Below are 25,685 nucleotides of genomic sequence, written 5' to 3' on the forward strand. Positions count from 1 at the left end.
GGCCTCTTCGCCAAGCAGGCAAGCCGACTATTTCGGTATTATTCGGTAGATTGGCAGCCGTGATGCTTCAGAGCGAAGCCGACAGATCGGTCAGGAAGCCGGCAATGTCGTCCGTGACATAGTCGACATGCTCGGCCTGGACGCGCTCGATTTCCCAGGCGTCGCGCACGATCTCGGCATCGAGCTTCGGCACCACCAGCACGGTGCGCATGCCCCGGTCATGCGGCACGATCAGATTGCGTGAGAGATCTTCGAACATGGCGGCACGAGCCGGATCGACGTCATGGCGGGCGAAAAAACTGGCATAGGTATCGGCGGCGGGCTTGGGCAGGTAGTCGGCCGAGACGATGTCGAAGACATCGGCGAAATGCTCCTCCACCCCCAGGCGCTTGACGATGTTCAAGGCGTGCCGGGTGGTGCCCGAGGTGAAGATCAGCTTGCGGCCGGGCAGCAGGCTGAGCGCGGTGCCGAGCAGTGGGTTGGGCTCCAGCGGCGAATGGTCGATGTCATGGGCAAATTCGAGGAAATGCGCGGGATCCACGCCCTCGTCGATCATCAGGCCGCGCAGCGAAGTCCCATAGCGCTGATAGTAATATTTCTGCAGCCCGCGCGCGGTGAGGCCGTCGACACCGTAGTAATTCGCCATCCAGGTGGTGATGCGGTTGTCGACCTGCTCCCACAGATTGGCGTGGTGAGGGTAGAGCGTATTGTCGAGATCGAAGACCCATGTGTCGACATGGGCGAAATCCGCCGACAGCTTCTCCGTGATTGTGGCTACGCTTTGATCCATGCTCGTCTCTATCATCCTTATGCCAGCATCGGGTGGCAAAGTTAAGGATGGATTGCGTGCGAACAGGGCGGCATTTCGCCCTTGTCCTGTCATCGGCTGCCTTGGGGATGCTATCAAATGCGGCGCTCCCCTGATTCCGTGGGGAGCCGAAATGTATGGAAGGGCAGCGATGACAGGGCGCGGTGAAGTCAAGCCGATCGACAGCTGGTATGTCGACCTGGAGGCCGAGAACGCCATGGGCGAGGGCCACGCCCCGATCTGGCGCCACCTCATCGGCCTGGTGATGGAGCGCGACCTCAGCGACTGCACCGTCCTGGACTTCGGCTGCAACCAGGGCGGCTTTCTGCGCCACCTCCATGCCATGCTGCCCTTCAAGCGGGGGCTCGGGGTCGATATCGCCGAGAAGTCGATCGAGAAGGCCAACCAGCTCAGGGCCGGCCTGCCCATCCGCTACGAGGTGCGCTCGACGATGCAGGGCGAGGATGCTCGGTTCGACCTCGCCTTCAGCCATGAGGTGATCTATCTCATTCCCGATATTGCCGCCCATGCCGCCGATATCCTCTCGGCCCTCAAGCCGGGCGGCGTCTACTACGCCGTGACGGGCTGCCATACCGACAATCCGCTCTGGCCGCGCTGGCGCAAGCTGGTGGCAGAGCGGACGAACACCGTCGTCCAGGACCGTTCGATCACCGATTACGCCCGCGTCTTCAGCGAGGCCGGTTTCGAAGTCTTCGGGCGCAGGCTGCGCTTCGAGGGCTTCCTGCCCTATTCGGGCGCCAGCGGCTGGATGCCCGACTTCGCCGACGAACTCGATTATTACGGGCAGACCAAGATCCTGTTCCGCCTGGTCAAGCCGCGCTGAGCGGATCCTATCCGCTCACGCTTGGCGGCGGCCGTGCCCCGATCTCGACATCGAAATGCGGAGCGCTGCCGGGGCCAAGGCTGACGAAGCGCCCGCGCACGTTGAATACGCGTTCGATCAGACCGCTCGCCGCCAGGGCCCCTGCCGTGCCGTCGAACACCAGCCGGCCCTTTTCGAGCAGGGATATGCGGTCGCAGACCGCCATGGCCTGGTTGAGGTCGTGCAGGGCCATCACCACGGTGACGGCGCGCTCGCGGGCGAGGCGCGTGAGCAGCTCCAGCACCTCCACCTGATGGCCGATATCGAGGAAGGAGGTCGGCTCGTCGAGCATGATGATGTCGGCCTGCTGGGCGAGGGCCGCCGAGATCCAGGCCCTCTGCTGCTCGCCGCCCGATAATTGGCGCAGGCTGCGCTGGGCCAGGGCGGTCAACCCGGTGCTTTCCAGCGCCCAGTCAATGGCGTCGAAGTCGGCGGGGCCGTAGCTGCGCAACAGGCCGACATGGGCAAAGCGCCCCTGCTGGACCAATTGTTCCACCGTCATCTCGTCCGGAGCCTGGGGCTGCTGGGGCATGAAGGACAGGCGCCGGGCAAGCTCTCGGCGCGACATCGTCGACAGGGTCCGGCCGTCGAGAGTGACCCGTCCTCCGCTGGGCTGGATCAGCCCGGCGGTGGCCTGCAGCGCGGTGCTCTTGCCCGAGCCATTGGGACCGATCAGGGCGCGGATCTCGCCGCGCTCCAGCCTGAAGTCGAACCCCTGCAGTGCCTTGTGGCTGCCATAGGAGACGGAAAGGGCGGAGCAGGAAAGGATCATGGCGGCACTCATGGCAGGCGGCGCAGCAGGATGACGAGGATGGGGGCGCCGCCGATGGCCGTGACGACACCGATCGGTATCTCATCGGCCTGCCCGATCAGGCGGCCGACGAGATCGGCGGTCGTGACCAGCATGGCGCCGAGGAGGATGGTGAGCGGTATCACGGCGCCGCCATGCCGGCCCGCCAGCATGCGGGCGAGATGCGGCACCACGAGGCCGACGAAGACCAGCGGCCCGACCGCGCCCACTGCACTGGCGGCGAGGCCGCAGGCCAGCATCAGCACCAGGGTGAAGTGGCGCCTGTAGTCGAGGCCGAAGGAACGCGCCACCGGCGCCTCGAACCGCAGCATGCCGATCGAGCGCTGCAGGAAGGGCAGGGCGGCCAGGCCGACGATGGTGAAGGGCAACAGGAACAGCACATGCTCCCAGCTGCGGGCGTAGAGGCTGCCCGTGAGCCATTCCAGCAGGATCTCGATACGGGCGGAGCCCCAGCCGGTGATCAGGCCGATGGCCATGGCATGCAGCACGGCCCCGACGGCAATGCCGCAGAGCGTGATGCGCAGGGGTCCGAGATCGTGGCGCAGTGCCAGCAGATAGATGATGCCGCCGGCGACGAGGCCGCCGATCAGGCCGGCGGCGGGAAGCCAGGCGATGGGGAGCTGGTAGAGCATGTTGCTGCCGCCGGCGGAGCCATAGACGGTGGCGAACAGGAAGAGGGTGACGGCGAGTGTGGCGCCCTGCGAGACGCCCATCAGCGTCGGATCGGCGAGGGGATTGCGGGTGATGGTCTGCAGGAGCAGGCCCGCCAGCGCGAAATGAATCCCTGCCAGGATGCCGGTGATCACCCGTGGCACGCGGAAATCGCCGATGATGAGATTTGCTTGCCGACTGCCCTGTCCCGTCAGGGCGGCCAGTACGTCGGCAGGCGCGACATGGCTGGCGCCGAGGAAGATGGCGGCGACGGCCACCAGCAGCGGGGCCCCGAGCAGCAGGGTGAGCCAGCTTCGTGCGGCAGCGGTTCTCGAGGGCAATGGCCTTGCCATCTCAGCGCTCCCTGCCTGCGCCGAAGTTCGGCCTTTGCGTCAGATAGACGAAATAGGGGCCGCCGATCAGGGCAGTGATGATGCTGACGGGAATCTCGCGTGGGGCCGCGAGGCTGCGGGCCAGCACGTCGGCGGCCACCAGCAGCATGCCGCCCGCCGCCAGGTTGAGCATGACGGCTGTCGCCGGCCCGGACGGGCGCAACAGGCGCACGATATGGGGGACGGCGAGGCCGATGAAGGCGATCGGCCCGGCCACCGGCGTGATGCCGGCGACCGGCAGTGTCGCCAGCACGAGCAGGACGGGCTTCCATAGGGCAGGATTGAGACCCATGCCGGCCGCGGCCTGATCGCTGAGGGACAGCATGGCGACGACGCGGTGGCAGAGCAGCGCCCCGATCAGGCTGGCCCCGATCCAGGGCAGCATGAAGGCGATGTGGCTCCAGGATCGTCCCTGCAGGCCACCGGAGAGCCAGAACAGCACGGCCGGCGATTGCGGGCCGCCCAGCAGCAGCATGTAGGTGGTGATACCGCCCAGGAAGAGCGCGACGGTCACGCCGCCGAGAGCCAGGCGCAGCGGCGAGGTGCGGCCGCCGCGGGCGATCCAGAAGGTGGTTGCCGCCGCCCCGAGTCCGCCGACAAGGCCGATCGGCGCGTAATAGATCGAGGAGAGCCAGGGCAGGAAGACGAAGCAGCCGACGATCGACGCGACCGCGCCGGCAGTGACGCCGGTGAGATCGGGGGAGGCCAGGGGATTGCGGCTGAACGACTGCAGCAGATAGCCCGACAGGCCGAGGCCGCCGCCCGCCAGGAAGGCGGCGATGCTGCGCGGCAGGCGCAAGGTCCAGACGATGGTGCTGTCGATGTTCGCGGTAGGCGCAAAGATCGCGTTGAGCGCAGTGTCGAGGCGCATGGGCTTGGCACCAACCAGCAGCCCGCCGAAGCCGACCAGGATGGCGATCAGCAGGAACAGGCCGGCCAGGGCGACCGCGGACAGGTGCCCGCCGGCCGTCCCTGCTGCTTGCCTTGCCGCTATTCCTCTCATTTCGAGGCGGCGGGGATCAGTTTGGTTGCCTCCGCCGCGACGTCCGGCTTGGGGAAAACATCCGGATAGAGGTAATGCGCGGCCTCGCGCAGGACGATCTCGCGCGCGATCGGGCCATGCGCCTCCACCCATTGGTCGCCGACATAGTAGACCCGGCCGTTCTTCACGGCGGACAGGCTGTTCCAGATCGGATTGTTCTCATTGGGACGATCGGGACCATAGTCATAGACGAAGATGACTTCGGGATCCTTCTCCAGCATGGTTTCGAGGCTCATCTCCACCCCGAAATTGTCGACCTTGTAGGTCGCGGGATTGTTGCCGGCAATGTTCTCGCCCCCCAGGGCCGTGAGGATCGCCGCGGTCATGTTCTCGTTGTAGAAGGTCCAGGGCGCATCGCCGGCCCACATCACCTGGAAGCGTGGATGCACGCCCTTGGGTGCCTTGGCGGCGAAGGCGGCCAGGTCCTGCTTGAACTGGGCATTGAGCTGTTCCGCCCGCTCCTTCTTTCCCAGAAGGGTGGCAAGCTGCGTGATGGTGCGGTCGCTATCGTCGTAGAGTTCGAGATTATAGGCAAGATAGGGGGCGATCTTCTGGTACTGCGCCGCATTGCCCTCGGTGTAGCGGCGCATGGCGACGATCAGGTCGGGCTTGGCCTCGGCAAGCAACTCCAGATTGGGCTTGGCGCGTTGGCCGATCTGGGGAATGTCCCTGGTCCGTCCGAGCAGGAAGTCGGGCTCCCGGCCCTTGACCATATAGGTGGTGGCTATCGGCTCGAGGCCGAGAGCGAGCATCAGGTCCACGCCGAAATAGGAGATCGCTGCCACGCGCTTCGGCGTGGCCGGCACATCGACCTTGATGCCGCGATCATCGGTGATTGCCGTGGGCTTGGCTTCCTCGGCCAGGACTGCGCTGCCAAAAAGCAGGGACAGGAGACTTGCTTTCAGTAGTGTCGTGATCGCTCTGAACAAGATATGCCCCGATTTTAATTATTCTAATTAAAACTATGTCGTCTCGACGCCTCGTCGGGCCGATTTACAAGGCAATATCTTTGCCTTCAAGAAAATTTACTTGAAGAGCAGTGGGCGAAATCGGGAGGAGCGGATCAAACAAAAGCCCGCACCGGCGAATGCCGGCGCGGGCTGAAAGCGGAACGGGGAAACTGTGGACTGTGCGTTATGGCGCTCAGCGCCGGATCAGCGTACCCGCGCCGTGATTGGTGAGGAGTTCCAGCAGCACGGCATGCGGCACCTTGCCGTCCATGATCACCACGGCCTCGACGCCCTTTTCGAGGGCATAGATGCAGGTTTCCACCTTGGGGATCATGCCGCCGGTGATGGTGCCGTCGGCGATCAGGCGGCGGATGCCTTCCACGTCGATTTCCTCGATCAGGTTCTTGTCCTTGTCGAGGATGCCCGGCACGTCCGTCATCAGCAGGAGACGGGTGGCGCCGAGCGCCCCGGCGATGGCGCCTGCGAAAGTATCGGCATTGACGTTGAAGGTGCCGCCGTCATCCGATGCCGCCACCGGCGCCAGCACCGGGATGATCTGCGAATGGATGATCTGGTCGAGCACGGTGGTGTCGACCTTGTCGGGCTCGCCCACGAAGCCGAGATCGACCACCTTCTCGATGGCGGAATCCGGATCGTAGATCGTCCGCGTCGCTTTCTTGGCGGTGAGCATGCGGCCATCCTTGCCGGAGAGCCCGACCGCGCGGCCGCCGGCGGCGTTGATGAAGCCGACGAGCTGCTTGTTGATCGAGCCGGCCAGCACCATTTCCACCACCTCGACGCTGGCAGCGTCGGTGATACGGTGTCCGGCGGCAAATTCGGACTGGATGCCGAGGCGCTTCAGCATTTCCGAGATCTGCGGGCCGCCCCCATGCACCACCACCGGATTGAGGCCGGCCTGTTCGAGCAGCACGATGTCGCGCGCGAAATCGCGGGCGACCTGCTCGCTGCCCATGGCATGGCCGCCATATTTGACGACGATGGTGGCATCGTCATGCTGCTGCATGTAGGGAAGGGCTTCGGAGAGGATTTCAGCCTTGTCGTGGACGCTCAAATTAGGGCTCATGGCTACGGGATCCGAAAGAGACTGGAAGCGCTTTTACAGCATGTTGCGGGCATGAAAAGAGGCGATTGCGCCAAATCGCAAGATGCCCGGGCGGTCACTCCATCGCTACCGAGGCCGGCTCGACCTTGGTCCTGAGCGGCCGCTCTTCCATGCGCAACAGGGCGCAAAGCGTGGCGAGCGATCCGAAGGCAGCGGCCAGGAACACCCAGCGGAACACCGAACCGATGTCGCTGCCGGCGGCAGCGATCGATTTCGCCAAGGTCTCGATGGTGACGTTGGCAGCGAGGTCGGCCGGCAGGCCGCCCATCACGATGGCGCCGAACACCGCAACGATCAGGGCGCCGCCGAGCGAGCGAAAGAAATTCATGGCGCCGGTGGCCGTGCCCATCTGGTGCTGTAGGACGGCGTTCTGGATCGCCACCGTGGTGACCGGCAGCATGGTGCCGATGCCCAGGGATGCGGCCGTCAGCAGGACTTCGAGCACCACCAGAGGCAGGGCCTGCGGATTGATCGAGATCAGGGCGAAGGCGAGGGTCGAGACGGCAAGGCCGATCAGGGGTGGGCGCTTATAGTGCGTGATGCGCGCCATCAGGCGGCCCGACAGTGTCGCCCCCGTGACGGTGCCGACCATCATCGGGATCAAGGCGAGGCCCGATTGGCTTGCCGTCAGGCCATAGACGCCTTCCAGCAGGATCGGCATGTAGATCGTCATGCCGATGAAGACGCCCATGCCGAAACAGGCGGCGATGGTGCCCGCCGCCACCACCGGATTGGCCAGGATCTCGGTGGGGATCAGCGGTTCGGGCGCGGTGCGCAGGCGGACGACGAAGCCGATCCAGAACAGGACGGAAAGGCCGAACAGGCCGAGGATCGGTGCCGAGGTCCAGGCATAATGCGGCCCGCCTAGGCTGAGGGCGAGCAGCAGGGCGATGGTAGCCACGGCCATCAGCGCCGAGCCGAGAAAATCGAGCTTGTGCGGCCTTTCGTGGCGCGGCAGCTTCTTGAGCACCGAATTCGTCATCCAGAAGGCGAGCAGGCCGAGCGGCAGGTTGATCCAGAAGATCACCGACCAGTGGAGCTTCTCGGCCATGAAGCCGCCGAGTACCGGGCCGGCGATGCTGGAGGAGACGAAGACGGTGGCGAAATAGGCCTGATAGCGAGCGCGTTCGCGTGGCGGAATGATATCGGCGATGATGGTCTGCGCCAGCGAGATCAACCCGCCGCCGCCGAGGCCCTGCAGAGCCCGCGCCAGGATCAGGGTCAGCATGGTCGGGGCGAGGGCGCACAGAATCGAGCCGGCCACGAAAGTGCCGATCGCCACCAGCAGCGTCACGCGCCGGCCGGCGATATCCGCCATCTTGCCATAGAGCGGCGTCACCGCCGTCGAGGTCAGCAGGTAGATGGTGACGACCCAGGGCAGATTCTCGAAATCGCCAAGCACGCGGCCGATCGTCGGCATTGCCGTGGCCACGATGGTCTGGTCGAGCGCCGCAAGGAACATCGCCACCAGCACGCCGATGATGATCGAGCGTATCTCCTGAGGGCTCAGCGCGGAACTGGCCGGTTCGGACTGGGTCATAACTGCTTTCCGGAAGCTCGGTCGCGGCTTCCTATTCTATGCAAAATATCTTGCACATTCCTCCGGATCGCGGCCTTGGACGACAAAGAGGGATGTGCCTGGAGCGGAAAGAAGAGGCGGGCCCGAAGACCCGCCTCTTCTTGGAAATGGCCGGAATGGCGTCCTTCAATGACCCGCCATCGATAATCGGCAAGCGCCTATTCGGCTGCCTCGCGGTTTGGCGCGGGGACCGGCTGCAGGTCGAGAGGCAGGCGCCGCTCGGCCTCGCCGATATAGTCGCGGGTCAGCGGTACGGCGTTGACCGACTTTGCCACCTGGATCTGGAAGACCATGTGGCCGCCCCAGCGGAAAGTGGCCTCGGAAGCGGCCAGATACATATCCCACATCCGGCAGAAGCGCTCGTCATAGAAGGAACGGATCTGGTCGCGATGATGGTTGAAGCGCTCGCGCCAGTGCTTGAGCGTCTCCGCATAATGGATCCGGAGGATCTCGATGTCGGTGACGACCAACCCGGCCCGTTCGATCGCCGGCAGCACTTCCGAAAGCGCCGGCGAATAGCCGCCGGGGAAGATATATTTCTGGATCCACGGGTTGGTGGCGCCGGGCCCGTCGGAACGGCCGATGGCATGCACGAGGCCCACGCCGTCCTCGTTCAACAAGGCGGCGATCTTGCGGAAATAAGCATCGTAATGGTTGACGCCGACATGCTCGAACATGCCGACGGAGACGATGCGATCGAATTTCCGGTCGAGGGCTCGGTAGTCGATCAGCTCGAAGCGCACGCGGTCGGCGATGCCGGCGGCTTGGGCCCGGGCGTTGGAAACCCGGTGCTGCTCTTCCGACAGGGTGATGCCGGTGACATCCGCCTTGGTCACGTCGGAAATGTAGAGACCCATGCCGCCCCAGCCCGAGCCGATGTCGAGGACCTTCACGCCCGGCTTCAGCAGCAGCTTGGCGGCGATATGCCGCTTCTTATAGGCCTGCGCTTCTTCCAGCGTGATGTCGAGGCTGGGAAAATAGGCGCAGCTATACTGCCGGTCCGCATCCAGGAAGAGGTCGAACAATTCGTCCTTCAGGTCATAGTGATGGGCGACGTTGTTCTTCGACTTTCCGGCCGGATTGTACTGGGCGATGCGCCGGCTGATCTTGCGAGCCGTGGAAGCGATGTTGCTCAGCGGGCCGATCGAGGTAGACCAGCCGATATTCTGCATGAACACGGCGAGCATGTCGTAGACATCACCCTTTTCGATGACGAGGCGCCCGTCCATGAAGGCTTCGCCCACTTCCAGTTCCGGATTGGTGAGAAGCTTCCAGGCTGTTGCCTTGTCTACGATTCGAATGGTGCTCGAAAAACCCTGGCCGGATCCGTAGGTATGAACGTGGCCTTCGGGATCAATAACTGTAAGTGCACCCTTTTTAATCAGGCGCTTCAACATAGTATCGAGAATAAACATCTGCAAAAACCCCAGCGGTTTCGCATCGCGGGAGCCCTTTCGGTCGCCTGCCGCTCTCATCACGCAGGGAGGACCGCCACTTGCCGGCTGGCAGATTCGACACGAACCGTTCCCAAATTGAACGCAATTTGAGCAGGGATGCAATTGTTTTTCTGCCCAGCCTAAACAAAATCAAAAAGCGCGACACGATGCCGCCTACGAATATTTTCCCGGAATCAGAATTCGGCCTGTCGGCGCGGGCCGGCAATTGATGGCGGAGCGCATTTTACCGTTGCGCTCTGTCGAATGCTTTCTATGATGCGCGTCTGCTAATTTGTCTGAGGAATGCGCCGCGTGTCTCCTACTCCCCTCCGCCTAGCCCAATTGCGCCATCAGGGTCGGCGCGCCGTCGTCGCCACCAGCGAGGGCGTCTCGCGCCTCATTCGCGACACCGCGACGGTGCTGGACCTCGCCAATGCCGCGATCGCTTCAGGTCACAGCCTGAGGGCCGAGATCGAGAAGCGGGGCCTGGGTGAGACCGTCGACCTCGCGGCCGCGCTTGCCGCCGGCGAGGTGCTGGCGCCGATCGACCATCCGGACCCAAGCCATGTCATGGTTGCCGGCACCGGGCTGACCCATCTCGGCAGCGCCGAAGGGCGCGACAAGATGCATCAGGACCTTGCCGATCTGTCGAAGGCCACCGATTCCATGAAGATGTTCCGCATGGGGCTCGATGGCGGCCGGCCGGCGCCGGGCCGGGAGGGCGTACAGCCCGAATGGTTCTACAAGGGCGATGGCTCGACGCTGATTACTCCGCAGGGCGCCTTGCCGTCGCCATCCTTCGCCCTCGACGCTGGCGAGGAGCCGGAACTGGCCGGCATCTATGTCAACGGGCCCGACGGCACGCCCTGGCGTATTGGTTTTGCGCTCGGCAACGAGTTTTCCGATCACGTCACCGAACGGCAGAACTATCTCTATCTCGCCCATTCCAAGCTGCGCGTCTCAGCCATCGGGCCGGAGCTCCTGGTCGGCGAGGCGCCCGCCGATATCCGCGGCACCTCGCGCATCCTGCGCCAGGGCAAGGTAATCTGGGAAAAGCCCTTCCTCACTGGCGAGGCGAACATGTCGCACACCATCGCCAATCTCGAAGGCCATCACTTCAAGTACCAGCTGTTCCGCCAGCCGGGGCAGGTGAACGTGCATTATTATGGTACGGCGACGCTGAGCGTCTCCGACGGCGTGGTGACCGAGCCCGGCGATGTCTTCGAGATCGCGGCCGAGCCGTTCGGGCTGCCGCTCGCCAATCCGATCGGGCGCGTGGACGCGCCATGGCCGACGGTGAAGGCGCTGTGATCCTAGGACCGCCGGCCTCCTGGCCGGCTCTTGGGAACTTCTGTCGTGCGAAAGACAGGATGCCGGCCAGGAGGCCGGCGGTCCTAGGATCATCCGAAATACTGCCCGAGAATGCGCTGGTAGATTCGCGTCAGGCTTTCCAGGTCGAGGATGTCGACGCGCTCGTCGATCTGGTGCATCGTCTTGCCGACCAGGCCGAACTCCACCACCGGACAGACATTCTTGATGAAGCGGGCGTCCGAGGTGCCGCCCGAAGTCGACAGCACCGGGCGGCGGCCGGTTTCCGCCTCGATCGAGGAGACGATCGCATCGACGAAAGCGCCGGGCGGCGTGAAGAAGGATTCGGAAGCCGAGCGCTCGAAGACGAGGTCGTAGGCCACTTCGTTGCCGGCGGCGCCGTCGAGCTTGCCGCGCACCCATTCTTCCAGGCTTTGCCGGGTCCAGCGGTCGTTGAAGCGGATGTTGAAGGTCGCGCGGGCATCGGCGGGAATGACGTTGAAGGCCGGGTTGCCGACATCCACCGACACCACTTCGAGATTGGAGGCGTCGAAATGGTCGCTGCCCTGGTCGAGCTCGCTCTGGGTCAGGGCGGCGAGCAGGCGCACCATCTGCGGCACGGGGTTCATGGCCAGGTGCGGATAGGCGACATGTCCCTGCTTGCCATGCACGGTGATGATGCCCGACAGCGAACCGCGCCGGCCGATCTTGACCATGTCGCCGAGGGCGTCGGGGTTGGTCGGCTCGCCGAGGATGCAATGGCCGATGCGGTCGCCCTTGGCCACGGCCCAGTCCAGCAGTTTCACGGTGCCATTGATGGCCGGGCCTTCCTCGTCGCCGGTGATCAGGAAGGCGATCGGCGCCTCGGGATTGGCATCGAGATGACGCAGGCTCGCCGCGACACTGGCGGCGACGCCGCCCTTCATGTCCACCGCGCCGCGTCCGTAGAGCTGTCCGTTGACGATGTCGCCGGAGAAGGGCTGATGGCGCCAGCGCGCCTCGTCGCCCGGCGGCACAACGTCGGTATGGCCGGCGAACATCAGGGCCGGCTTGTCCGGCGGCCCGATGCGCGCATAGAGATTGACGATATCAGGCGTGTCCTCGTCGCTGAACGGCACCAGATGGGCAGTGAAGCCGTTCGCCTGCAGCACCTCGGCCAGCAGCGTCAGGGCACCGCCTTCGGCCGGCGTGACGGAGGGGCAGCGGATGAGGGCCTGGGTGAGGGCGACGGGATCGCGGGGATCGAAGCTGAGATCAGTCATGGGGCGTTTGGGGGGGCGGGTCTTCAGACCCGCCTCTTTCTTGACAAATGATGCAGTTCCAGGGGGGGCTGAAGACTCGCCCCCGATGCGGCTCAGTGGTTTCCGTCGCGCAGCAATTCGTTGATGCTGGTCTTGGAACGCGTCTGCGCATCGACCGTCTTGACGATCACGGCGCAATAGAGCGAGGGGCCGGGGCGGCCGTCCGGCAGGGGCTTGCCGGGCAGGTTGCCGGAGACCACCACCGAATAGGGCGGCACATAGCCCTTGTAGGTCTGGCCGGTGGCCCGGTCGATGATGGTGGTGGACGCGCCGATATAGACGCCCATCGAGATCACCGAACCTTCGCCGATGATGACGCCCTCGACCACTTCCGAACGGGCGCCGATGAAGCAGTCGTCCTCGATGATGGTCGGATTGGCCTGCAGCGGCTCGAGCACGCCGCCGATGCCGACGCCGCCGGACAGATGCACGTTCTTGCCGATCTGGGCGCAGGAGCCGACGGTCGACCAGGTGTCCACCATGGTGCCGGTGGAGACATAGGCGCCCAGATTGACGAAGGACGGCATCAGCACCACGCCGGGCGCGATATAGGCCGAATGGCGCACCACGCAATTCGGAACGGCGCGGAAGCCGGCCAGGCGGAATTCCGTCGTGCTCCAGCCCTCGAACTTGGAGGGAACCTTGTCCCACCACAGGGTGCCGCCCGGGCCGCCGGCAATCGTGGTCATGTCATTGAGGCGGAAGGACAGCAGCACCGCCTTCTTCAGCCATTGATGGGTGTGCCAGGATTCACGGCCGGTCGCGCCGGGCACCTTTTCGGCGACGCGCAGCTTGCCTTCGTCGAGCAGGCCGAGCGTATGGTTGACGGCTGCCCGGATCTCGCCCTTGGTCTCGAAATTGCACTGGGCCCGGTCTTCCCAGGCGGCGTCGATCACGGTCTGCAGGCGGGCGATTTCCATGGCGTCTCCTCACATAATCCCGCCGCAAATGCCGCGCGAAAGCCGGGCCTGTCAAGTTCCAGACCGTCCTGGACTGGCCTAATCTCCCTCTCTCGGCTGTTGTGCCGACAAAGGGCTTGACGGCGCAAGGCATCGTTGCTGGTCTGCGCGCTCGATTGTTCCCTTTTGAGGTTTGCCATGTCCATTTCCTCCGAGAGCCATTCCAAACGTCTCGACAAGCTTGCCGAGACGGCCGTGAAGGTCGGCCTCGGCCTTGCGCCCGGCCAGGAATTGGTGATGACGGCCTCGATCGAGGCCTTGCCGCTGGTGCGCCGGATCACCGAGCATGCCTACAAGGCTGGTGCCAGCCTGGTCACCACGCTGTTTTCGGACGAGGAATCGACGCTGGCGCGCTATCGCTTCGCACCGGATGCCGCCTTCGACACCGCTTCGGGCTGGCTGTTCGACGGCATGGCCGCGGCCTTTGATCGCGGTGCCGCCCGCCTCGCCATCGCCGGCGAGGATCCCTCGCTGCTGGCTGGCCAGGACCCGGCCAGGATCGCGCGGGCCAATCAGGCGCGCTCGGCCGCCTACAAGCCGGCGCAGAAGCGCATCGTCGGCTTCGACATCAACTGGAACATCGTGTCCTACGCCTCCGCCGCCTGGGCAAAGGCCGTGTTCCCCAATGAGGCGGAGGAGGTTGCCGTCGCCAAGTTGTGGGATGCCATCTTCGCTGCTTCGCGCATCGATTCGAACGATCCGGTCGCGGCCTGGGCCGAGCATAACCGCAACCTGCATGCCCGTGCCGCCTACCTCAACGACAAGCGCTATGCCGCGCTGCATTACACCGGCCCGGGCACCGATCTCACCATCGGCCTCGCCGACGGGCATGAATGGCTCGGCGGCTCGTCCAAGGCCAAGAACGGCATCACCTGCAATCCCAACATCCCGACCGAGGAAGTCTTCACCACGCCGCATCGCGACCGGGTGAGCGGCTATGTCTCCGCCACCAAGCCCTTGTCCTACCAGGGCACGCTGATCGACAAGATCGCCGTGCGCTTCGAAGAGGGACGCATCGTCGAGGCCGATGCCGCCACCGGCAAGGACGTGCTCGCCAAGGTGCTGGATACCGATGCGGGGGCCCGGCATCTCGGCGAAGTCGCGCTGGTGCCGTTCTCCTCGCCGATCTCCCAGAGCGGCCTGCTGTTCTACAACACGCTGTTCGACGAAAATGCCGCCAGCCACATCGCGCTCGGCCAGTCCTACAGCCAGTGCTTCGTCAATGGCGGCTCGCTGAGCCCGGAAGAACTGGCGACGCGCGGCGCCAACAACAGCCTGATCCATATCGACTGGATGATCGGCTCGGGCGAGATCGACATCGACGGTATCGGCGCCGATGGCAAGGCCGAGCCGCTGATGCGCAAGGGCGAATGGGCGTAGCCGGTCTCGCCCTGGGCGGCTCAGCTCTTGGTGTAGCCGAGGCTCGCCTCGAGGTTCTCGAACGTGTCGTCCATGGCGTAACTGCGCAGGAAGGGCAGCGAGAAATGGCCGAAGCGCAAGGACATCTGGCTTTCCGCCTGCGCTTCGCTCGTCTTGCTGATCGCCGCCAGATAGAGCGCGGCGGCAAGACCACTGCGGTCCGCGCCGCCTTCGCAATGGATCAGGATGGGTTTTTCCGCATTGCGCAACAATTGTACCAGGGCGTCCGCCTGCAGGCCGCTCAGTTCGCGTGACGCGGACATGGCGAAATCGACATGGGTGACGCCGAGCCGGGCCGCTTCGGCGATCTCGGCGTCGTACCAGGCGGCGCCGGTGTTCCTACCGCGCAGATTGATCACCGTGCGGATACCCGCCTCATGGACATAATGCCTGAGCCGCCCGGGCGTGGGTTGGCCGGAGCGATAGAGTTCGCCGGCAACCACGGTGTGGAAATTGCCGCCGAGATATTGCAGGCCCAGATAGGTTGCGCCGGTGGCCAGGACGGCGGCACAGCCCAGGCCCGCCGCCAGGAGAACGCCCCTCAACCAGGCGGCAGTTCCTGCGCTGCGCCCGGTGGGGAATTTGTACGCTGAACCGCTACTCAACCTTCGCCTCCGACCACCTATCGTCGGCGCGTTCTAGCCCAGCAGAATTAGGGCAGACTTAGAGGGGGCTGCCGAGCATTGCCGCCAGGGCCTGGTGCAGGCCGGTTTCGCCACGCCGGATATTCCCGGTGACCTCCTCCACCTCGATGCGTCCGGCATTGTGGGCGTCGTACATCTCGGCGACGAGCTCGGCATAGCTCGCGCTCAGGCCGCCCTGAACCAAGGCGGGAAGCCACTGGGCGCGCGGCAGCTCCCGTGCCGCGATCTCCCGGCCGGTGAGGCTGGCCAGGGCCGAGGCGACATCCGCCGTGCTGTAGCGTTCCGGGCCTTCCGCGTGAAAGACGCGAAACCCGGCGCCGGAGCCGGTCGTCAGCAACTGGGCGGCAATTTCTCCGACGTCGGCAGCCGAAACCGTGGGAAACAGCTTGGTCACGGGATGATGCAGGCTGGGCAGGACACCGGTTTCGACCGCGCGCGGCAACAGCCGGGCCCAGTTCTGCATGTGCTCGGCCGACCTCAGCACCGTCAGGGGCAGGCCAAGGCCGCGAAGGGCCTCCTCCAGATGGTGAAAGGTCAGGGCGATCCCAGTCTCGCTGGCATGGTGGGCGCCATAGTCCGAAATTGCCAGCACGGAAGCTGGTCGGGTTTCGGCCAAGGCGGCGACGATCGCCTCGATCGAGCTGCGCATTTGCGCGCCGGCGTCGTCGCTGCGCGGGCTGATGGGGCAGATGACCTGAACCGCCTGCGCCTCCCGCAGGGCGGGGCGCAGAGCCTGGCCGTCATGGATGTCGGCCATGGCAATGTCGCAGCCAAGGGTTTGCAAGGCCGCTGCATGGTCCGCGTTGCGGATGATGGCCCTCACAGGTGCGCCGAGCTGGCGGAGCGTTTGGATCGAATGGCGGCCGATTTTGCCGTTGGCGCCCAGAATGACGAACATCGTGTCTGTCCTCGCTTGCTGTCGAGGCGCGATTGAAGACGTTCCGGCCGGCATCGTCGCACGCAAAAGGATGGCGCAAAGCAGAAAGGGATGAAAAAAACGGGAGCTTTGGCGTCAGGCGGCCTGTTCCCGCCTCAGGCGGGCGAGACCGGCCGGCGTCATGCCCAGGATGCGCTTCATGGCATGGGCGAGATGGCTTTGGTGCGCAAAGCCCGCGCTCAAGGCAACCTGACTGATCGGCAGGTCGCCGTTCGCGAGCAGGCGCCTGGCATGTTCCACCCGGCGCCGGATGACATATTGGTGCACCGGCAGGTCGAACGAGCGGCGGAACAGGACCTTGAGATGGGGCACGCTGATGCCGGCAACCCGCGCCAGCACCGCGAGGGAGAGATCATGCTCGAGATGGCTTTCGATGAATTCGACCAGATCGTCGCGCTGTCTTGCCGAAAGGGTCTGCCTTGCCGAAATGGCGGCCAGCCTCGCATGTCCGTCGACGAGGCGCACAGCCAGGGCCGAACCGAGGCCTTCGGCAACCAGGCGGTCGGTCGGAGTCCGTCCCGCCGGCTCGGCCAGGGCTTTGGCGATATATTCGATCCTGGCGTCGCGGCATTGGAAACGCGGGATCAGCCGGACGCGGTCGGGATCGATCTCAAGATCTTCGGCGGCCTTGCGCAGAAGGGCCGGGCTTACCCATAGGCGCAGGATGGTGCAATCGGCGTCGTCTTCCCATTCGCCATCCAACCCGGCCGGAACGATGTCGATGTCGCCATCGGACTGGATGCGGATGTAGCGTCGGCCGTCACAGCGGCAGGAGGCGTTGACAGGCCTGCCGACATGGACGCCAAGCCGGTGGAAGGGCGAGGCGGGCACATGGGTAAGGCCGGCGGCAATGTCGCGTCGCTCGACCGCAACGCCGATGGTATCAAGCCAGTCTGCGCTCATGACCGCTCCAATCGCCCAACCGGATATAGCGACTATGTGGCCATGAAAATGGCGCGCGGCCAGCCCGGCCACGGCATTTTTCAGGATCCTGCCGGGGCATTCGCGATTTCGCCGTTCAGGCGAGCCGAAACCAGGAGTTCGGCTACCAGGCCGCTGCGATCCGCCCGATTGGCCAGGGTGAGGGCGATGCCGTGGCCGTCGGCGATGGACCTGGCGATCGCCAGCCCCAATCCGGTCCCCTCGACATGCTGCGGTGCGGCCCGGAAGAAGCGTTCGAAGACACATTCGAGCAGGTCGGGATCGAGCCCCGGACCGCTATCCGTGATGCGGATGCCGTGCCTACCTTCCTCAAGGGTCTCGATCGTGATCTCGCCTCCGGAGGGGGTGTAGTGCAGCGCGTTTTCGATCAGATTGGTGAGCAGCGTCCGCAATTCCCTGGCGTCGCCGACAAGCGGAACCGCGCTGCGCCGCTGCATGCTCAGATGCAGTCCGCGGGCCTTGGCGATCGGTTCGAGTTCGGCAACGCAAGCCTGCGCCAGTACGCCGAGGTCCTGGGGCGTGTGTTCCTGGCCACCGGTGCCGGCTTCCAGGCGGGCGAGCTGGAGCATCTGGTTGGTGAGGTGGGTGGCACGCCTGGCACCTGCCTCCAGGTCATCGAGCCTCGCATGCAGTGCCGCACCGCGGGAAAGGGGCCTGAGATTGCCGATCTGCAGGGTGAGCGCGGCGAGCGGGGTGCGCATCTCATGTGCGGCATCGGAGATGAAGCGGCGCTGGCGTTCCAGCGTCTGCTGCAAGCGGGACAACAGATGATTCATCGCAGCGACGAGTGGCAGGACCTCGGATGGCACCCCTGTTACGGGAATGGGCGTGGTGTCGGCGGCTGATCGCGCGGACAGAGTGGCGGCGATACGCCCAAGCGGCTTCATCACCAGATAGATGACCAGGCCAAGGAAAAGCCAGGCAACCGGGATGAGGATGATGATCGGCAGCACGGCGCCCAAGGCGGCATGCTCGGCCAGCTCCGTGCGCGCTTCGATCTGCTGGGCGATCTGGACGGTGCGTTCACCCTCGACCAGGGTGTAGACCCGCCAGTCATGCCGGGCGACGGTCTCGTTCGAGAAGCCGGTACCGCTGCTGCGTGGAATGGCGATGGCGGGATTGGTCGAGCGCATCGGCGCGTCGGCGCTGTCCCAGACCTGAACGAGAAGATCGTCCTCGCGATTGCGCGTGCTTTTGATGGCAGGGCGCAGGCTGCGGGCATCAAGGGCGTAGACGGCGACCTGCTGCAGCTGCTTGTCGAGGAAGCGATGGGCCTCGCGCCGCACCGCGAAGTAGGAGGCGAGGGCCGCGCCGATGCCGACCACCAGCAGCACGGCGGCGATGGCGATCAGGCTCGACCAGCGCAGCGACATCAGGGAGCGTCCTTTGCGACCATCCAGCCGGCTCCACGCGAATTGCGGATGATGTCCTTGCCGAATTTCTTGCGGATGGCGTGGATCAGCACCTCGACGGCGTTGCTTTCGACCTCCTCGCCCCAGCCATAGAGGCGTTCTTCCAGCTGGCTGCGCGAGACGATCGCGCCGGGTCGTTCCATCAGGACCAGCAGCAGGGAAAATACCCGTGCGGTCAGCACATGGCTTTGGCCGCGATAGGTGACGCGGTGGCTTTCGAGATCGAGCTCGAGGTCGCCATGGACCAGCGTGGAGACGGCCTGGCCGCCATGGCGGCGACGCAGCACGGCCCGGATCCGGGCCTGCAACTCGCGCATCTCGAAGGGCTTGACGATGTAGTCGTCGGCGCCGAGATCGAGGCCGTCGACGCGATGGTCGAGGTCGTCCCGGGCGGTGATGATCAGGACCGGCGTGGTGTCGCCGCCCCGCCTCAGATCGCGCAGCAGTTCAAAGCCGGTCTTGCCGGGCAGGCCGTTGTCGAGGAGCACGACGGAATAGCCGTGTTGCCGCAAGGCCGCTTCACCGTCCGGGCCGTCGCGAACCCAGTCCACCGCCATGCCGGCATCGCCAAGCGCCTGCAGCAGCGCCTTTCCGATCATCGGGTCGTCCTCGATCAGAAGAATGCGCATGGGGCCGCCGCGGAAACAATGTGAACTCGGCGAGGATGGCAACCAATTAAGGGCTGATCAAGGAAGCGGCCCGCCTCACTTGGTTCCGTAGATGCGGTCACCGGCATCGCCCAGGCCCGGCACGATATAGCCGTGGTCGTTGAGGTGGCTGTCGATCGCCGCCGTCCAGATCGTCACGTCGGGATGGGCCTCGCGCAGATGCTTGATGCCTTCGGGCGCAGCGAGCAGGCAGACGAAGCGGATATCCTTGACGTCGCGAGCCTTCAGCCGCTCGATGGCGGCGACGGCGGAATTGGCCGTGGCCAGCATCGGGTCGAGTACGATCACCAGGCGCTCCGCCACATCGGGCGGTGCCTTGAAGTAGTACTCAACGGCCTTTAGTGTTTCGGGATCACGATAAAGCCCGATATGAGCGACACGAGCCGAGGGCACGAGGTCGAGCATGCCTTCGAGGAAGCCCTCGCCGGCGCGCAGGATCGGGGCCAGCACCAGCTTCTTGCCGGCCACGCGCGGCGCCTGCATCTTGGTCAGGGGCGTCTCGATCTCGACCATTTCCAGCGGCAGATCGCGGGTGACCTCGTAGCAGAGCAGGCGGCCGATCTCGTTGAGCAACTGCCGGAACCCCTTGGTCGAGCGATTCTTGTCGCGCATCAAAGTGAGCTTGTGCTGCACCAGCGGGTGGTCGACGACGATGACGCCTTCCATCGGAGTTTCCCTTCTTCACATTCTCCCTTTACCTAGCCGATTTCTCGGCCGGGGTAAGGCATCATAGCGCGCCTTCCACGCCTTTCGTCGCGGCTTAGGCTTAAGGTTTTCCGTTTTTGCAAGCTTGCGCATCGAAAAATCTGGCGTGAAACTTGCTTCTGGCCGCGGTCCATGCAGGATGCTGCCCGCAACAAGAGCAATAATCAGGATCGTGCGCGTTCATGGCGTTGTCGCAAAGGCTTGAGTTCCGCCAGACCCAGTCGCTGGTGATGACGCCGCAGCTGATGCAGGCGATCAAGCTTCTGCAACTATCCAACCTCGATCTCACCGCCTATGTCGAGGCGGAGCTGGAGCGCAATCCGATCCTGGACCGCGCCGATGGCGAGACCTCGCGTGAACCGGAGACACTTGCGCCAGCGCCCAGCGATCCTGCTGCGGGGGATTGGCTCAAGGACGACATGGCCCCCTCGCGCGAGGCGATGGAAGCGGGGCTCGGCACCGATCTCGACAACGTCTTTCCCGACGAGCGGCCCGCCGAAAGGCAGGAGGCGCCGGCGGCCATCGAGCAGTTGGCCGGCAGCGATCCCTATGTCTCGTCCTGGTCGAATGTCGGCGCGGGTGGGCATGGCGGCGACGAGGACGTCAATTATGAGGGCATGGCCGCGGCCGATCTTTCGCTGGCCGATCATCTGGAGACGCAGCTCAACCTGGCGACCCGCGATCCCGGGCGCCGGCTGATCGGCCGCTTCATCATCGATATGATCGACGAGAGCGGCTATCTCGTCGGCGACCTGGCGGAACTAGCCGAGCGCCTGGCTGCGCCGCTCCAGGAGGTGGAGGCCGTGCTCGCCATCGTGCAGGGCTTCGAACCGAGCGGCATCGGCGCCCGTTCGCTGAAGGAGTGCCTGGCGCTCCAGCTCAAGGAGCGCAACCGGCTCGACCCGGCGATGGCGACGCTGCTCGACAATCTGGAACTGGTGGCCAAGCGCAACATCCCGGCCCTGCGGCGCCTGTGCGGAGTCGACGATGAGGATGTGGCGGAGATGATCGCCGAATTGCGCAGCCTTACGCCCAAGCCGGGCCTGGCCTTCGGCTCCACGCCGGTTCAGCCGGTGGTGCCGGACGTGCTGTTGCGCGCGGCGCCTGACGGGACCTGGATGGTGGAGCTCAACCCCGACACCTTGCCGCGCGTGCTGGTCAATCAGAACTACTATGCCCGGGTGGCGCGCACGGCCCGCAGCGAGGCAGACAAGACCTTCCTGACCGAGGCGCTGCAGACGGCGAACTGGCTGACCCGCAGTCTGGAGCAACGCGCGCGCACCATCCTCAAGGTCGCTACCGAGATCGTGCGCCAGCAGGACACCTTCTTTGCCCTCGGCGTGCAATATCTACGTCCGCTCAATCTCAAGACCGTGGCCGATGCCATCGGCATGCATGAATCCACAGTGTCGCGTGTTACCGCCAACAAGTTCATCGCCTCGGCCCGCGGGCTGTTCGAGCTCAAATATTTCTTCACCGCCTCGATCTCGAACGCGGAAGGGGGCGAAGCGCATTCGGCCGAGGCCGTGCGCCACCGCATCCGCCAGATGATCGACGCCGAAGCACCCGATGCCATCCTGTCCGACGACACCATCGTCGCGCTGCTGCGCAAGGACGGCATCGACATCGCCCGGCGCACCGTGGCCAAATACCGCGAATCCATGCGGATCGCCTCCTCGGTGGAAAGGCGGCGGGAGAAGGCGGGGCGATGACGAGCGGTTTGCCGGTCCTGCCCATTGATGGCCGCCAGTCCGCGATGGCCCTGACGATCCAGCGCGGCGCCAGCCGGCTGCTGCGCCAATACGGCCTGACGCCGGTGCCGGAGGTGACGCTGCCCAATGGCCGCCGTGCCGATCTCCTGGCGGTCGGGCGCAAGGGCGAGATCTGGATCGTGGAAATCAAGTCCTCGGTGACGGATTTCCAGGTCGATCAGAAATGGCCGGAGTATCTCGCCTATTGCGACCGGCTGTTCTTCGCCGTCGGCCCGGATTTTCCGCTGGCCCTGCTTCCCGAGGCAGCCGGCCACATCGTGGCCGACGCCTATGGCGGCACGCTGCTGACCGAGGCCCCCGAGCAGCGCCTTGCCGCGCCGACGCGCAAGGTCCTCACCCTGCTGCTCGCCCGCCTCGCAGCGGGACGGCTGCACCAGGCCATGGATCCCGAAGGCGCCTTCGGCTTTGGCGAGTGATGCCCCCGAAGGCGTTATTGCCCGGCGAATGAGGTGACGAGCGAGACCAGTTCCGCATCCTGGCCGTTGAAGCCGTGATGCGCGCGGGACCGGCAGGGATTGCCGGTTTGCAGGCCGCCCTCCAGCCATTTCACCGTGACCCGCTCCCCGGCCCAGGCCTGGAAGGGCGCGACGCCTGCCGGTTTGGTGAAGCGGCAGCCATCCTGGCGGTGATGCACGACGAGCGTGGGCGGCAGCAGCCAGGGAGAACCGAGCATCGCCATGACGCTCTGGGACGGCCCTGAGCCCTGGCTGAGGAAGGCGGAGGTCAGCACCAGCCGGTCGGGCCTGGCGCCCTTCAGGAGGCCCTCGGCCGCTCGCTGCGTGCCGGCGGAGGTGGCCACGAGCGTGACGGGCCGCTTCAGGCCCGCCATGGTATCGACTGCGGTGGCGAGGTTGGTGCCCTTGTCGACCAGCAGGACGTTATAGCTCTTGGCGGCAAAAGTATCGCGGTTGCGGATGAGCACATTGTCGGCGCCGCTGCGGAACTGGCCGTTGGGCCCGACTTCGAGCCGGCCGTCGCCACCGGTGAGCAGGATGAGGCTGCCTTTGGCATGGGGATGCCGGATCAGGATGTTTTCGATGCCGGCGACGGTCACCGTCTCGCCACCGCTGGCGATCGCAGCTGTCTGGGCGAGGGCTGGCCTGCTTAGGGAGAAAAGGCCGAGGAAGCAAAGCGCGAAGGCCCCTCGTCTGCAAGGCGATGTATTCCAGCTCATGATTCGAACGGCCCCCGTTGTCCTCTCTCGATAGGAAGCAAGGGTTGCGGCTGGATTACGGGCAGGGCCTAGCGGCAGTGGACGGCATCAAATTTACATCCTTGTCTTGCTCCCCTGCGGCCGGTCATGATCTATGAAGCGAAAGGGCATATGGCCCGGGAGGAGCAGTTCCATGGATATGAGCGGTTCGCAGCGCATCGAGGCTTCGCGCGAGAAGGTCTGGGAAGGCCTGAACAATCCCGAAATCCTCAAGCAATGCATTCCGGGCTGCGAGTCGATCGAACTGGTTTCGCCGACGGAGATGACCGCCAAGGCCGTGCTGAAGATCGGACCGGTCAAGGCCTCCTTCAACGGTAAGGTCACACTGTCGGACCTCGATCCGCCCAATGGCTACACGATTTCCGGCGAGGGGCAGGGCGGTGTCGCCGGCTTTGCCAAGGGCGGAGCGACGGTGCGCCTCGAGGCTGATGGCGAGGACGCCACCATCCTCCACTACGACGCCAAGGCCGATGTCGGCGGCAAGATCGCCCAGCTCGGTGCGCGCCTGATCGACGGCACCGCCAAGAAGCTGGCCGGCGACTTCTTCGAGAAGTTCGGGCAGGCGATCTCGCCCAGGCCGGAAGGCGAGGAGGCTCCGGCCGAGCCGGAAAAGAAGGGCTGGTTCGGCCGCAAGAAGTGAGCCGGTCGCCTGTCCTCACGCGGGTATGAAGGGAATGCCGCGCAAGGCCTGGATGAAGACGAAGAGGGTGGCCGCACCATAGGCGAGCGCAACTGCGCTGATGATGAAGATGGCTGTGCGGCCGCTCACCCAGCGTTCCGCGGCCAGGCCCAGCACGGGCAGGATCTGCAGGACGTGCAGGCCCAGGAAATGGGCCACCCTGAGGTCACCGCCCGTGCGTGACCAGCCGAAGATAGGCACGCCCGCTGCATCGCTGCGAATGCCGCCGATCCAGTGGCCATTGCCGGCGGAAAGGACGCTGCCCGAGCCTGCGCCCAGCACGAAAGTAAGCGTCAGACCGAGCAGGACCGACAGCCAGAAGGCGGTCGACCAGGCCTGGGGGCGGTGTCGCAGCAGCAAGACCGCCAAGGCAGGGCTCAGGGCCGTGAGCGTCATCGCGCCGATGCCCATCAATGTGTACATCAGCCGATGGAACGGATCGGCCACGTTGTAATGCGAAGCAAGACCCCTGGCGGCCTGGAGGCTGATGTAGCCGATCTCGAAGGTGCTCGCGGCAAGGCCGAGGGTGACGAGGATCCTGATTGCCCGCCCGCGGCGCGTCTCTTCGGGCAAGGCGCCGATGAACCAGGCCAGCGTCAGGAGATAGAGGCCGACCGAGAGCTGGAACTTCAGCGGCTTCACCCAGACCGAGATGCCATTGAGCGTCCTGCCGTCGATCGCCAGGGCCATGAGGGTCGGGACCATCAGCGCCAGGATGATGAAGCCGCCTTGTGCCAGCAGGCGCTCGCGTCGCAGCAACTCATCCATCACTCGCCAGGCAAACGCATGCGGGCGGCAGGCAAGGCGAAGGCTGGGCGTGTTCGTCGTCATGCGGGTTCTCCTTGACGGCGCGAGAGGCCTCGCAGCCAGACGCTGCGCAGGGCCAGGAACGTCAGGAAGCCGATGGGGCCGAACAGGAAGGTGAGCGCGAGACAGGGCAGGACGGCCAGATGCGGCAATCCGGACCGTCTCGCCTCGCGCACCTCCCAGGCTCCGACCAACAGGTCGAAGGCGAGGTAATGCAGCCAGCCGGCCAGGAGCAGGCCGCGATGGCTGAACAACGCGCCGACGTCGCCGAGAGAGCCGAAGCCGCCTGCGGCTTCGCCCCAGAAGCGAAAGAGCAGGGCGGCATAGGCAAGACCGAGCATGATCGGAACGAATCTGGCGGCGATCAGCTGGGCGAGGGCCGGACGCAAGGGAGACAGGGCAAGCGCGATCCAGCCGCAGAGAGCAAGCATCCCGGCACCGGAGAAGATCTGATCGAGCGTGAACGCCTGGTCGAGAGCCATGTCGGTATCCTCAACTTGACAGTGTCAAGATAAGGATGGCAGCTATTTTGACATTGTCAAGATCGTGATGGATAGTGGCGCTCGCGCCGCGCAATGGCGCGGTGGCACCGGTGGTATGGAGCGGGTAGGAAGTGGAGCAACAGGGATCGACGGCGCATAAGGCCGGCTATCATCACGGTGACCTGCGGGCCGCGCTGCTGGCGGCCGCCGAACTCGTCCTGGCCGAACGCGGTGTCGAGGGTTTCACGCTTCGGGAGTGTGCCCGCCGCGCGGGGGTCTCCCACGCCGCGCCCGCGCATCATTTCGGCGACGTAGCCGGCCTCCTGACCGCGGTGGCGGCGCTGGGATTCGAGACGCTCACGCTCTTCATGCGTCGGGCCCGCGCCGGCATCGACGAGCCGGAGGCCCGATTGCGGGCGATCGGGCGCGGCTATGTCACATTCGCCCGCCAATATCCGGAGAGATTCCGGCTCACCTTCAACCGGCATCGCCTCAATATCGCGGACCCGGCCCTGAGGGCTGCCGGGCAGGAGGCCTTCGCCGAGCTCGAGACCGCCATTCGCCTGGTGACCAAGGCCGGCGACGGCCCGCTCGAGCGTGACCAGCTCGACGTCTTGCTGCAGACTTGGTCGGTCGTGCACGGCTATGCCCATCTCCTGCTGGCGGGGCAGCTCGACGGGCCACTCAAGGGCGGAGGCGAGGCTGCGGCGGATGCCGCCCTGGAAGGCGTGCTGGCCCGCCTCACAGCGCGATAGGCAGTCC

At 65.1% G+C, this 25,685-nt stretch carries 26 protein-coding genes; 7 read left to right on the forward strand and 19 right to left on the reverse strand.

The genetic code is table 11. The annotated features are described in order from the left end of the window. Window positions 1-67: 67 nt before the first annotated feature. Window positions 68-790, reverse strand: coding sequence for a pyrimidine 5'-nucleotidase (locus QM672_RS00505; protein ID WP_311940669.1), 723 nt, complete (start codon window positions 788-790; stop codon window positions 68-70). A 169-nt stretch (window positions 791-959) separates the two neighbouring features. On the opposite strand from QM672_RS00505, the gene QM672_RS00510 reads away from it, so the two are divergent. After that, window positions 960-1,652, forward strand: coding sequence for a class I SAM-dependent methyltransferase (locus tag QM672_RS00510; protein ID WP_311940666.1), 693 nt, complete (start codon window positions 960-962; stop codon window positions 1,650-1,652). Between the two features lie 7 nt (window positions 1,653-1,659). Here QM672_RS00510 and QM672_RS00515 read toward each other — a convergent pair whose 3' ends face one another. The 7 genes from QM672_RS00515 to QM672_RS00545 all read right to left on the reverse strand — a co-directional run bounded on the left by QM672_RS00515 (window position 1,660) and on the right by QM672_RS00545 (window position 9,654). After that, window positions 1,660-2,463 (reverse strand): ABC transporter ATP-binding protein, encoded by an 804-nt coding sequence (locus tag QM672_RS00515; protein WP_415080321.1) that lies wholly within the window; start codon window positions 2,461-2,463, stop codon window positions 1,660-1,662. A gap of 8 nt (window positions 2,464-2,471) precedes the next feature. Beyond that, window positions 2,472-3,506, reverse strand: a complete 1,035-nt coding sequence (locus QM672_RS00520; RefSeq protein WP_415080322.1) for a FecCD family ABC transporter permease — start codon at window positions 3,504-3,506, stop codon at window positions 2,472-2,474. 1 nt (window position 3,507) lies between these two features. Beyond that, window positions 3,508-4,548: a FecCD family ABC transporter permease gene (locus QM672_RS00525; RefSeq protein WP_415080323.1), complete on the reverse strand. Its 1,041-nt coding sequence runs from the start codon at window positions 4,546-4,548 to the stop codon at window positions 3,508-3,510. Continuing rightward, complete coding sequence (locus QM672_RS00530; protein WP_415080324.1) at window positions 4,545-5,516, reverse strand: ABC transporter substrate-binding protein; 972 nt, start codon at window positions 5,514-5,516, stop codon at window positions 4,545-4,547. The genes QM672_RS00525 and QM672_RS00530 overlap by 4 nt, the downstream gene beginning before the upstream one ends. Window positions 5,517-5,730: 214 nt before the next feature. Then, complete coding sequence (argB, locus tag QM672_RS00535; protein ID WP_311942971.1) at window positions 5,731-6,621, reverse strand: acetylglutamate kinase; 891 nt, start codon at window positions 6,619-6,621, stop codon at window positions 5,731-5,733. 94 nt (window positions 6,622-6,715) lie between these two features. Then, the gene (locus QM672_RS00540; protein WP_311942968.1) at window positions 6,716-8,200 is read right to left on the reverse strand and encodes an MDR family MFS transporter; all 1,485 of its coding nucleotides are present in this window, start codon (window positions 8,198-8,200) and stop codon (window positions 6,716-6,718) included. Between the two features lie 197 nt (window positions 8,201-8,397). Further along, window positions 8,398-9,654 (reverse strand): class I SAM-dependent methyltransferase, encoded by a 1,257-nt coding sequence (locus QM672_RS00545; protein WP_415080325.1) that lies wholly within the window; start codon window positions 9,652-9,654, stop codon window positions 8,398-8,400. A gap of 333 nt (window positions 9,655-9,987) precedes the next feature. Here QM672_RS00545 and araD1 point away from each other — a divergent pair, with 333 nt between their 5' ends. Continuing rightward, window positions 9,988-10,986 (forward strand): AraD1 family protein, encoded by a 999-nt coding sequence (gene araD1 / locus QM672_RS00550; RefSeq protein ID WP_415080326.1) that lies wholly within the window; start codon window positions 9,988-9,990, stop codon window positions 10,984-10,986. 89 nt (window positions 10,987-11,075) lie between these two features. On the opposite strand, the gene dapE is transcribed toward araD1, so the two are convergent. Together dapE and dapD are read right to left on the reverse strand one after the other, a co-directional pair. Beyond that, on the reverse strand, window positions 11,076-12,245 hold the full coding sequence (gene dapE / locus QM672_RS00555; RefSeq protein WP_415080327.1) for a succinyl-diaminopimelate desuccinylase: 1,170 nt from the start codon (window positions 12,243-12,245) through the stop codon (window positions 11,076-11,078). Window positions 12,246-12,337: 92 nt separating this feature from the next. Continuing rightward, window positions 12,338-13,204 (reverse strand): 2,3,4,5-tetrahydropyridine-2,6-dicarboxylate N-succinyltransferase, encoded by an 867-nt coding sequence (gene dapD, locus QM672_RS00560; RefSeq protein WP_311942958.1) that lies wholly within the window; start codon window positions 13,202-13,204, stop codon window positions 12,338-12,340. Between the two features lie 177 nt (window positions 13,205-13,381). Between dapD and QM672_RS00565 the strand changes: the two genes are divergently transcribed. After that, complete coding sequence (locus QM672_RS00565) at window positions 13,382-14,623, forward strand: aminopeptidase (RefSeq protein ID WP_394313736.1); 1,242 nt, start codon at window positions 13,382-13,384, stop codon at window positions 14,621-14,623. A 20-nt stretch (window positions 14,624-14,643) separates the two neighbouring features. Here the strand turns inward: QM672_RS00565 and QM672_RS00570 are convergent, their stop codons facing one another. The 6 genes from QM672_RS00570 to upp form a co-directional block, all read right to left on the reverse strand. Then, window positions 14,644-15,207: a tyrosine-protein phosphatase gene (locus QM672_RS00570; RefSeq protein WP_415080479.1), complete on the reverse strand. Its 564-nt coding sequence runs from the start codon at window positions 15,205-15,207 to the stop codon at window positions 14,644-14,646. 118 nt (window positions 15,208-15,325) lie between these two features. Then, a complete protein-coding gene (locus QM672_RS00575; protein WP_415080328.1) occupies window positions 15,326-16,204 on the reverse strand; it encodes an NmrA family NAD(P)-binding protein in 879 nt (292 codons plus the stop codon). Window positions 16,205-16,318: 114 nt separating this feature from the next. Then, window positions 16,319-17,146 (reverse strand): helix-turn-helix domain-containing protein, encoded by an 828-nt coding sequence (locus QM672_RS00580; RefSeq protein ID WP_415080329.1) that lies wholly within the window; start codon window positions 17,144-17,146, stop codon window positions 16,319-16,321. 80 nt (window positions 17,147-17,226) lie between these two features. Then, a complete protein-coding gene (locus QM672_RS00585) occupies window positions 17,227-18,558 on the reverse strand; it encodes an ATP-binding protein (protein WP_415080330.1) in 1,332 nt (443 codons plus the stop codon). After that, window positions 18,558-19,226: a response regulator transcription factor gene (locus QM672_RS00590; RefSeq protein ID WP_311942941.1), complete on the reverse strand. Its 669-nt coding sequence runs from the start codon at window positions 19,224-19,226 to the stop codon at window positions 18,558-18,560. Before QM672_RS00590 ends, QM672_RS00585 begins: the two co-directional genes overlap by 1 nt. Window positions 19,227-19,301: 75 nt before the next feature. Continuing rightward, complete coding sequence (upp, locus tag QM672_RS00595; protein ID WP_068288071.1) at window positions 19,302-19,931, reverse strand: uracil phosphoribosyltransferase; 630 nt, start codon at window positions 19,929-19,931, stop codon at window positions 19,302-19,304. Between the two features lie 221 nt (window positions 19,932-20,152). On the opposite strand from upp, the gene rpoN reads away from it, so the two are divergent. Beyond that, complete coding sequence (rpoN, locus tag QM672_RS00600; protein WP_415080331.1) at window positions 20,153-21,682, forward strand: RNA polymerase factor sigma-54; 1,530 nt, start codon at window positions 20,153-20,155, stop codon at window positions 21,680-21,682. Continuing rightward, window positions 21,679-22,158, forward strand: coding sequence for an MmcB family DNA repair protein (locus tag QM672_RS00605; protein ID WP_311942932.1), 480 nt, complete (start codon window positions 21,679-21,681; stop codon window positions 22,156-22,158). Before rpoN ends, QM672_RS00605 begins: the two co-directional genes overlap by 4 nt. 14 nt (window positions 22,159-22,172) lie before the next feature. Here QM672_RS00605 and QM672_RS00610 read toward each other — a convergent pair whose 3' ends face one another. Beyond that, complete coding sequence (locus QM672_RS00610; protein WP_415080332.1) at window positions 22,173-22,916, reverse strand: alpha/beta hydrolase; 744 nt, start codon at window positions 22,914-22,916, stop codon at window positions 22,173-22,175. Window positions 22,917-23,088: 172 nt separating this feature from the next. On the opposite strand from QM672_RS00610, the gene QM672_RS00615 reads away from it, so the two are divergent. Further along, a complete protein-coding gene (locus tag QM672_RS00615; protein ID WP_149253855.1) occupies window positions 23,089-23,595 on the forward strand; it encodes an SRPBCC family protein in 507 nt (168 codons plus the stop codon). A gap of 15 nt (window positions 23,596-23,610) precedes the next feature. Here the strand turns inward: QM672_RS00615 and QM672_RS00620 are convergent, their stop codons facing one another. Both QM672_RS00620 and QM672_RS00625 read right to left on the reverse strand, forming a co-directional pair. Further along, on the reverse strand, window positions 23,611-24,465 hold the full coding sequence (locus tag QM672_RS00620) for a hypothetical protein (protein WP_415080333.1): 855 nt from the start codon (window positions 24,463-24,465) through the stop codon (window positions 23,611-23,613). Continuing rightward, on the reverse strand, window positions 24,462-24,923 hold the full coding sequence (locus QM672_RS00625; protein WP_311942922.1) for an ABA4-like family protein: 462 nt from the start codon (window positions 24,921-24,923) through the stop codon (window positions 24,462-24,464). The genes QM672_RS00620 and QM672_RS00625 overlap by 4 nt, the downstream gene beginning before the upstream one ends. 131 nt (window positions 24,924-25,054) lie before the next feature. On the opposite strand from QM672_RS00625, the gene QM672_RS00630 reads away from it, so the two are divergent. Next, the gene (locus tag QM672_RS00630) at window positions 25,055-25,678 is read left to right on the forward strand and encodes a TetR/AcrR family transcriptional regulator (protein ID WP_367625214.1); all 624 of its coding nucleotides are present in this window, start codon (window positions 25,055-25,057) and stop codon (window positions 25,676-25,678) included. The last annotated feature ends 7 nt before the right edge of the window (window positions 25,679-25,685 follow it).

Source organism: Labrys sp. (in: a-proteobacteria), from assembly GCF_047605565.1.
GTDB lineage: Bacteria > Pseudomonadota > Alphaproteobacteria > Rhizobiales > Labraceae > Labrys > Labrys neptuniae.

Bases quoted from the DNA above. Each gene is read 5' to 3' on its own strand.
- QM672_RS00540 (WP_311942968.1), bottom strand. From the start codon at position 8,200: ATGACCCAGTCCGAACCGGCCAGTTCCGCGCTGAGCCCTCAGGAGATA.
- rpoN (WP_415080331.1), top strand. From the start codon at position 20,153: ATGGCGTTGTCGCAAAGGCTTGAGTTCCGCCAGACCCAGTCGCTGGTG.
- QM672_RS00605 (WP_311942932.1), top strand. From the start codon at position 21,679: ATGACGAGCGGTTTGCCGGTCCTGCCCATTGATGGCCGCCAGTCCGCG.
- QM672_RS00590 (WP_311942941.1), bottom strand. From the start codon at position 19,226: ATGCGCATTCTTCTGATCGAGGACGACCCGATGATCGGAAAGGCGCTG.
- QM672_RS00525 (WP_415080323.1), bottom strand. From the start codon at position 4,548: ATGAGAGGAATAGCGGCAAGGCAAGCAGCAGGGACGGCCGGCGGGCAC.
- upp (WP_068288071.1), bottom strand. From the start codon at position 19,931: ATGGAAGGCGTCATCGTCGTCGACCACCCGCTGGTGCAGCACAAGCTC.
- QM672_RS00575 (WP_415080328.1), bottom strand. From the start codon at position 16,204: ATGTTCGTCATTCTGGGCGCCAACGGCAAAATCGGCCGCCATTCGATC.
- dapD (WP_311942958.1), bottom strand. From the start codon at position 13,204: ATGGAAATCGCCCGCCTGCAGACCGTGATCGACGCCGCCTGGGAAGAC.
- QM672_RS00610 (WP_415080332.1), bottom strand. From the start codon at position 22,916: ATGAGCTGGAATACATCGCCTTGCAGACGAGGGGCCTTCGCGCTTTGC.
- QM672_RS00615 (WP_149253855.1), top strand. From the start codon at position 23,089: ATGGATATGAGCGGTTCGCAGCGCATCGAGGCTTCGCGCGAGAAGGTC.
- QM672_RS00620 (WP_415080333.1), bottom strand. From the start codon at position 24,465: ATGACGACGAACACGCCCAGCCTTCGCCTTGCCTGCCGCCCGCATGCG.
- QM672_RS00580 (WP_415080329.1), bottom strand. From the start codon at position 17,146: ATGAGCGCAGACTGGCTTGATACCATCGGCGTTGCGGTCGAGCGACGC.
- QM672_RS00505 (WP_311940669.1), bottom strand. From the start codon at position 790: ATGGATCAAAGCGTAGCCACAATCACGGAGAAGCTGTCGGCGGATTTC.
- QM672_RS00565 (WP_394313736.1), top strand. From the start codon at position 13,382: ATGTCCATTTCCTCCGAGAGCCATTCCAAACGTCTCGACAAGCTTGCC.
- QM672_RS00545 (WP_415080325.1), bottom strand. From the start codon at position 9,654: ATGTTTATTCTCGATACTATGTTGAAGCGCCTGATTAAAAAGGGTGCA.
- dapE (WP_415080327.1), bottom strand. From the start codon at position 12,245: ATGACTGATCTCAGCTTCGATCCCCGCGATCCCGTCGCCCTCACCCAG.
- QM672_RS00585 (WP_415080330.1), bottom strand. From the start codon at position 18,558: ATGTCGCTGCGCTGGTCGAGCCTGATCGCCATCGCCGCCGTGCTGCTG.
- QM672_RS00510 (WP_311940666.1), top strand. From the start codon at position 960: ATGACAGGGCGCGGTGAAGTCAAGCCGATCGACAGCTGGTATGTCGAC.
- QM672_RS00515 (WP_415080321.1), bottom strand. From the start codon at position 2,463: ATGATCCTTTCCTGCTCCGCCCTTTCCGTCTCCTATGGCAGCCACAAG.
- argB (WP_311942971.1), bottom strand. From the start codon at position 6,621: ATGAGCCCTAATTTGAGCGTCCACGACAAGGCTGAAATCCTCTCCGAA.
- QM672_RS00520 (WP_415080322.1), bottom strand. From the start codon at position 3,506: ATGGCAAGGCCATTGCCCTCGAGAACCGCTGCCGCACGAAGCTGGCTC.
- QM672_RS00625 (WP_311942922.1), bottom strand. From the start codon at position 24,923: ATGGCTCTCGACCAGGCGTTCACGCTCGATCAGATCTTCTCCGGTGCC.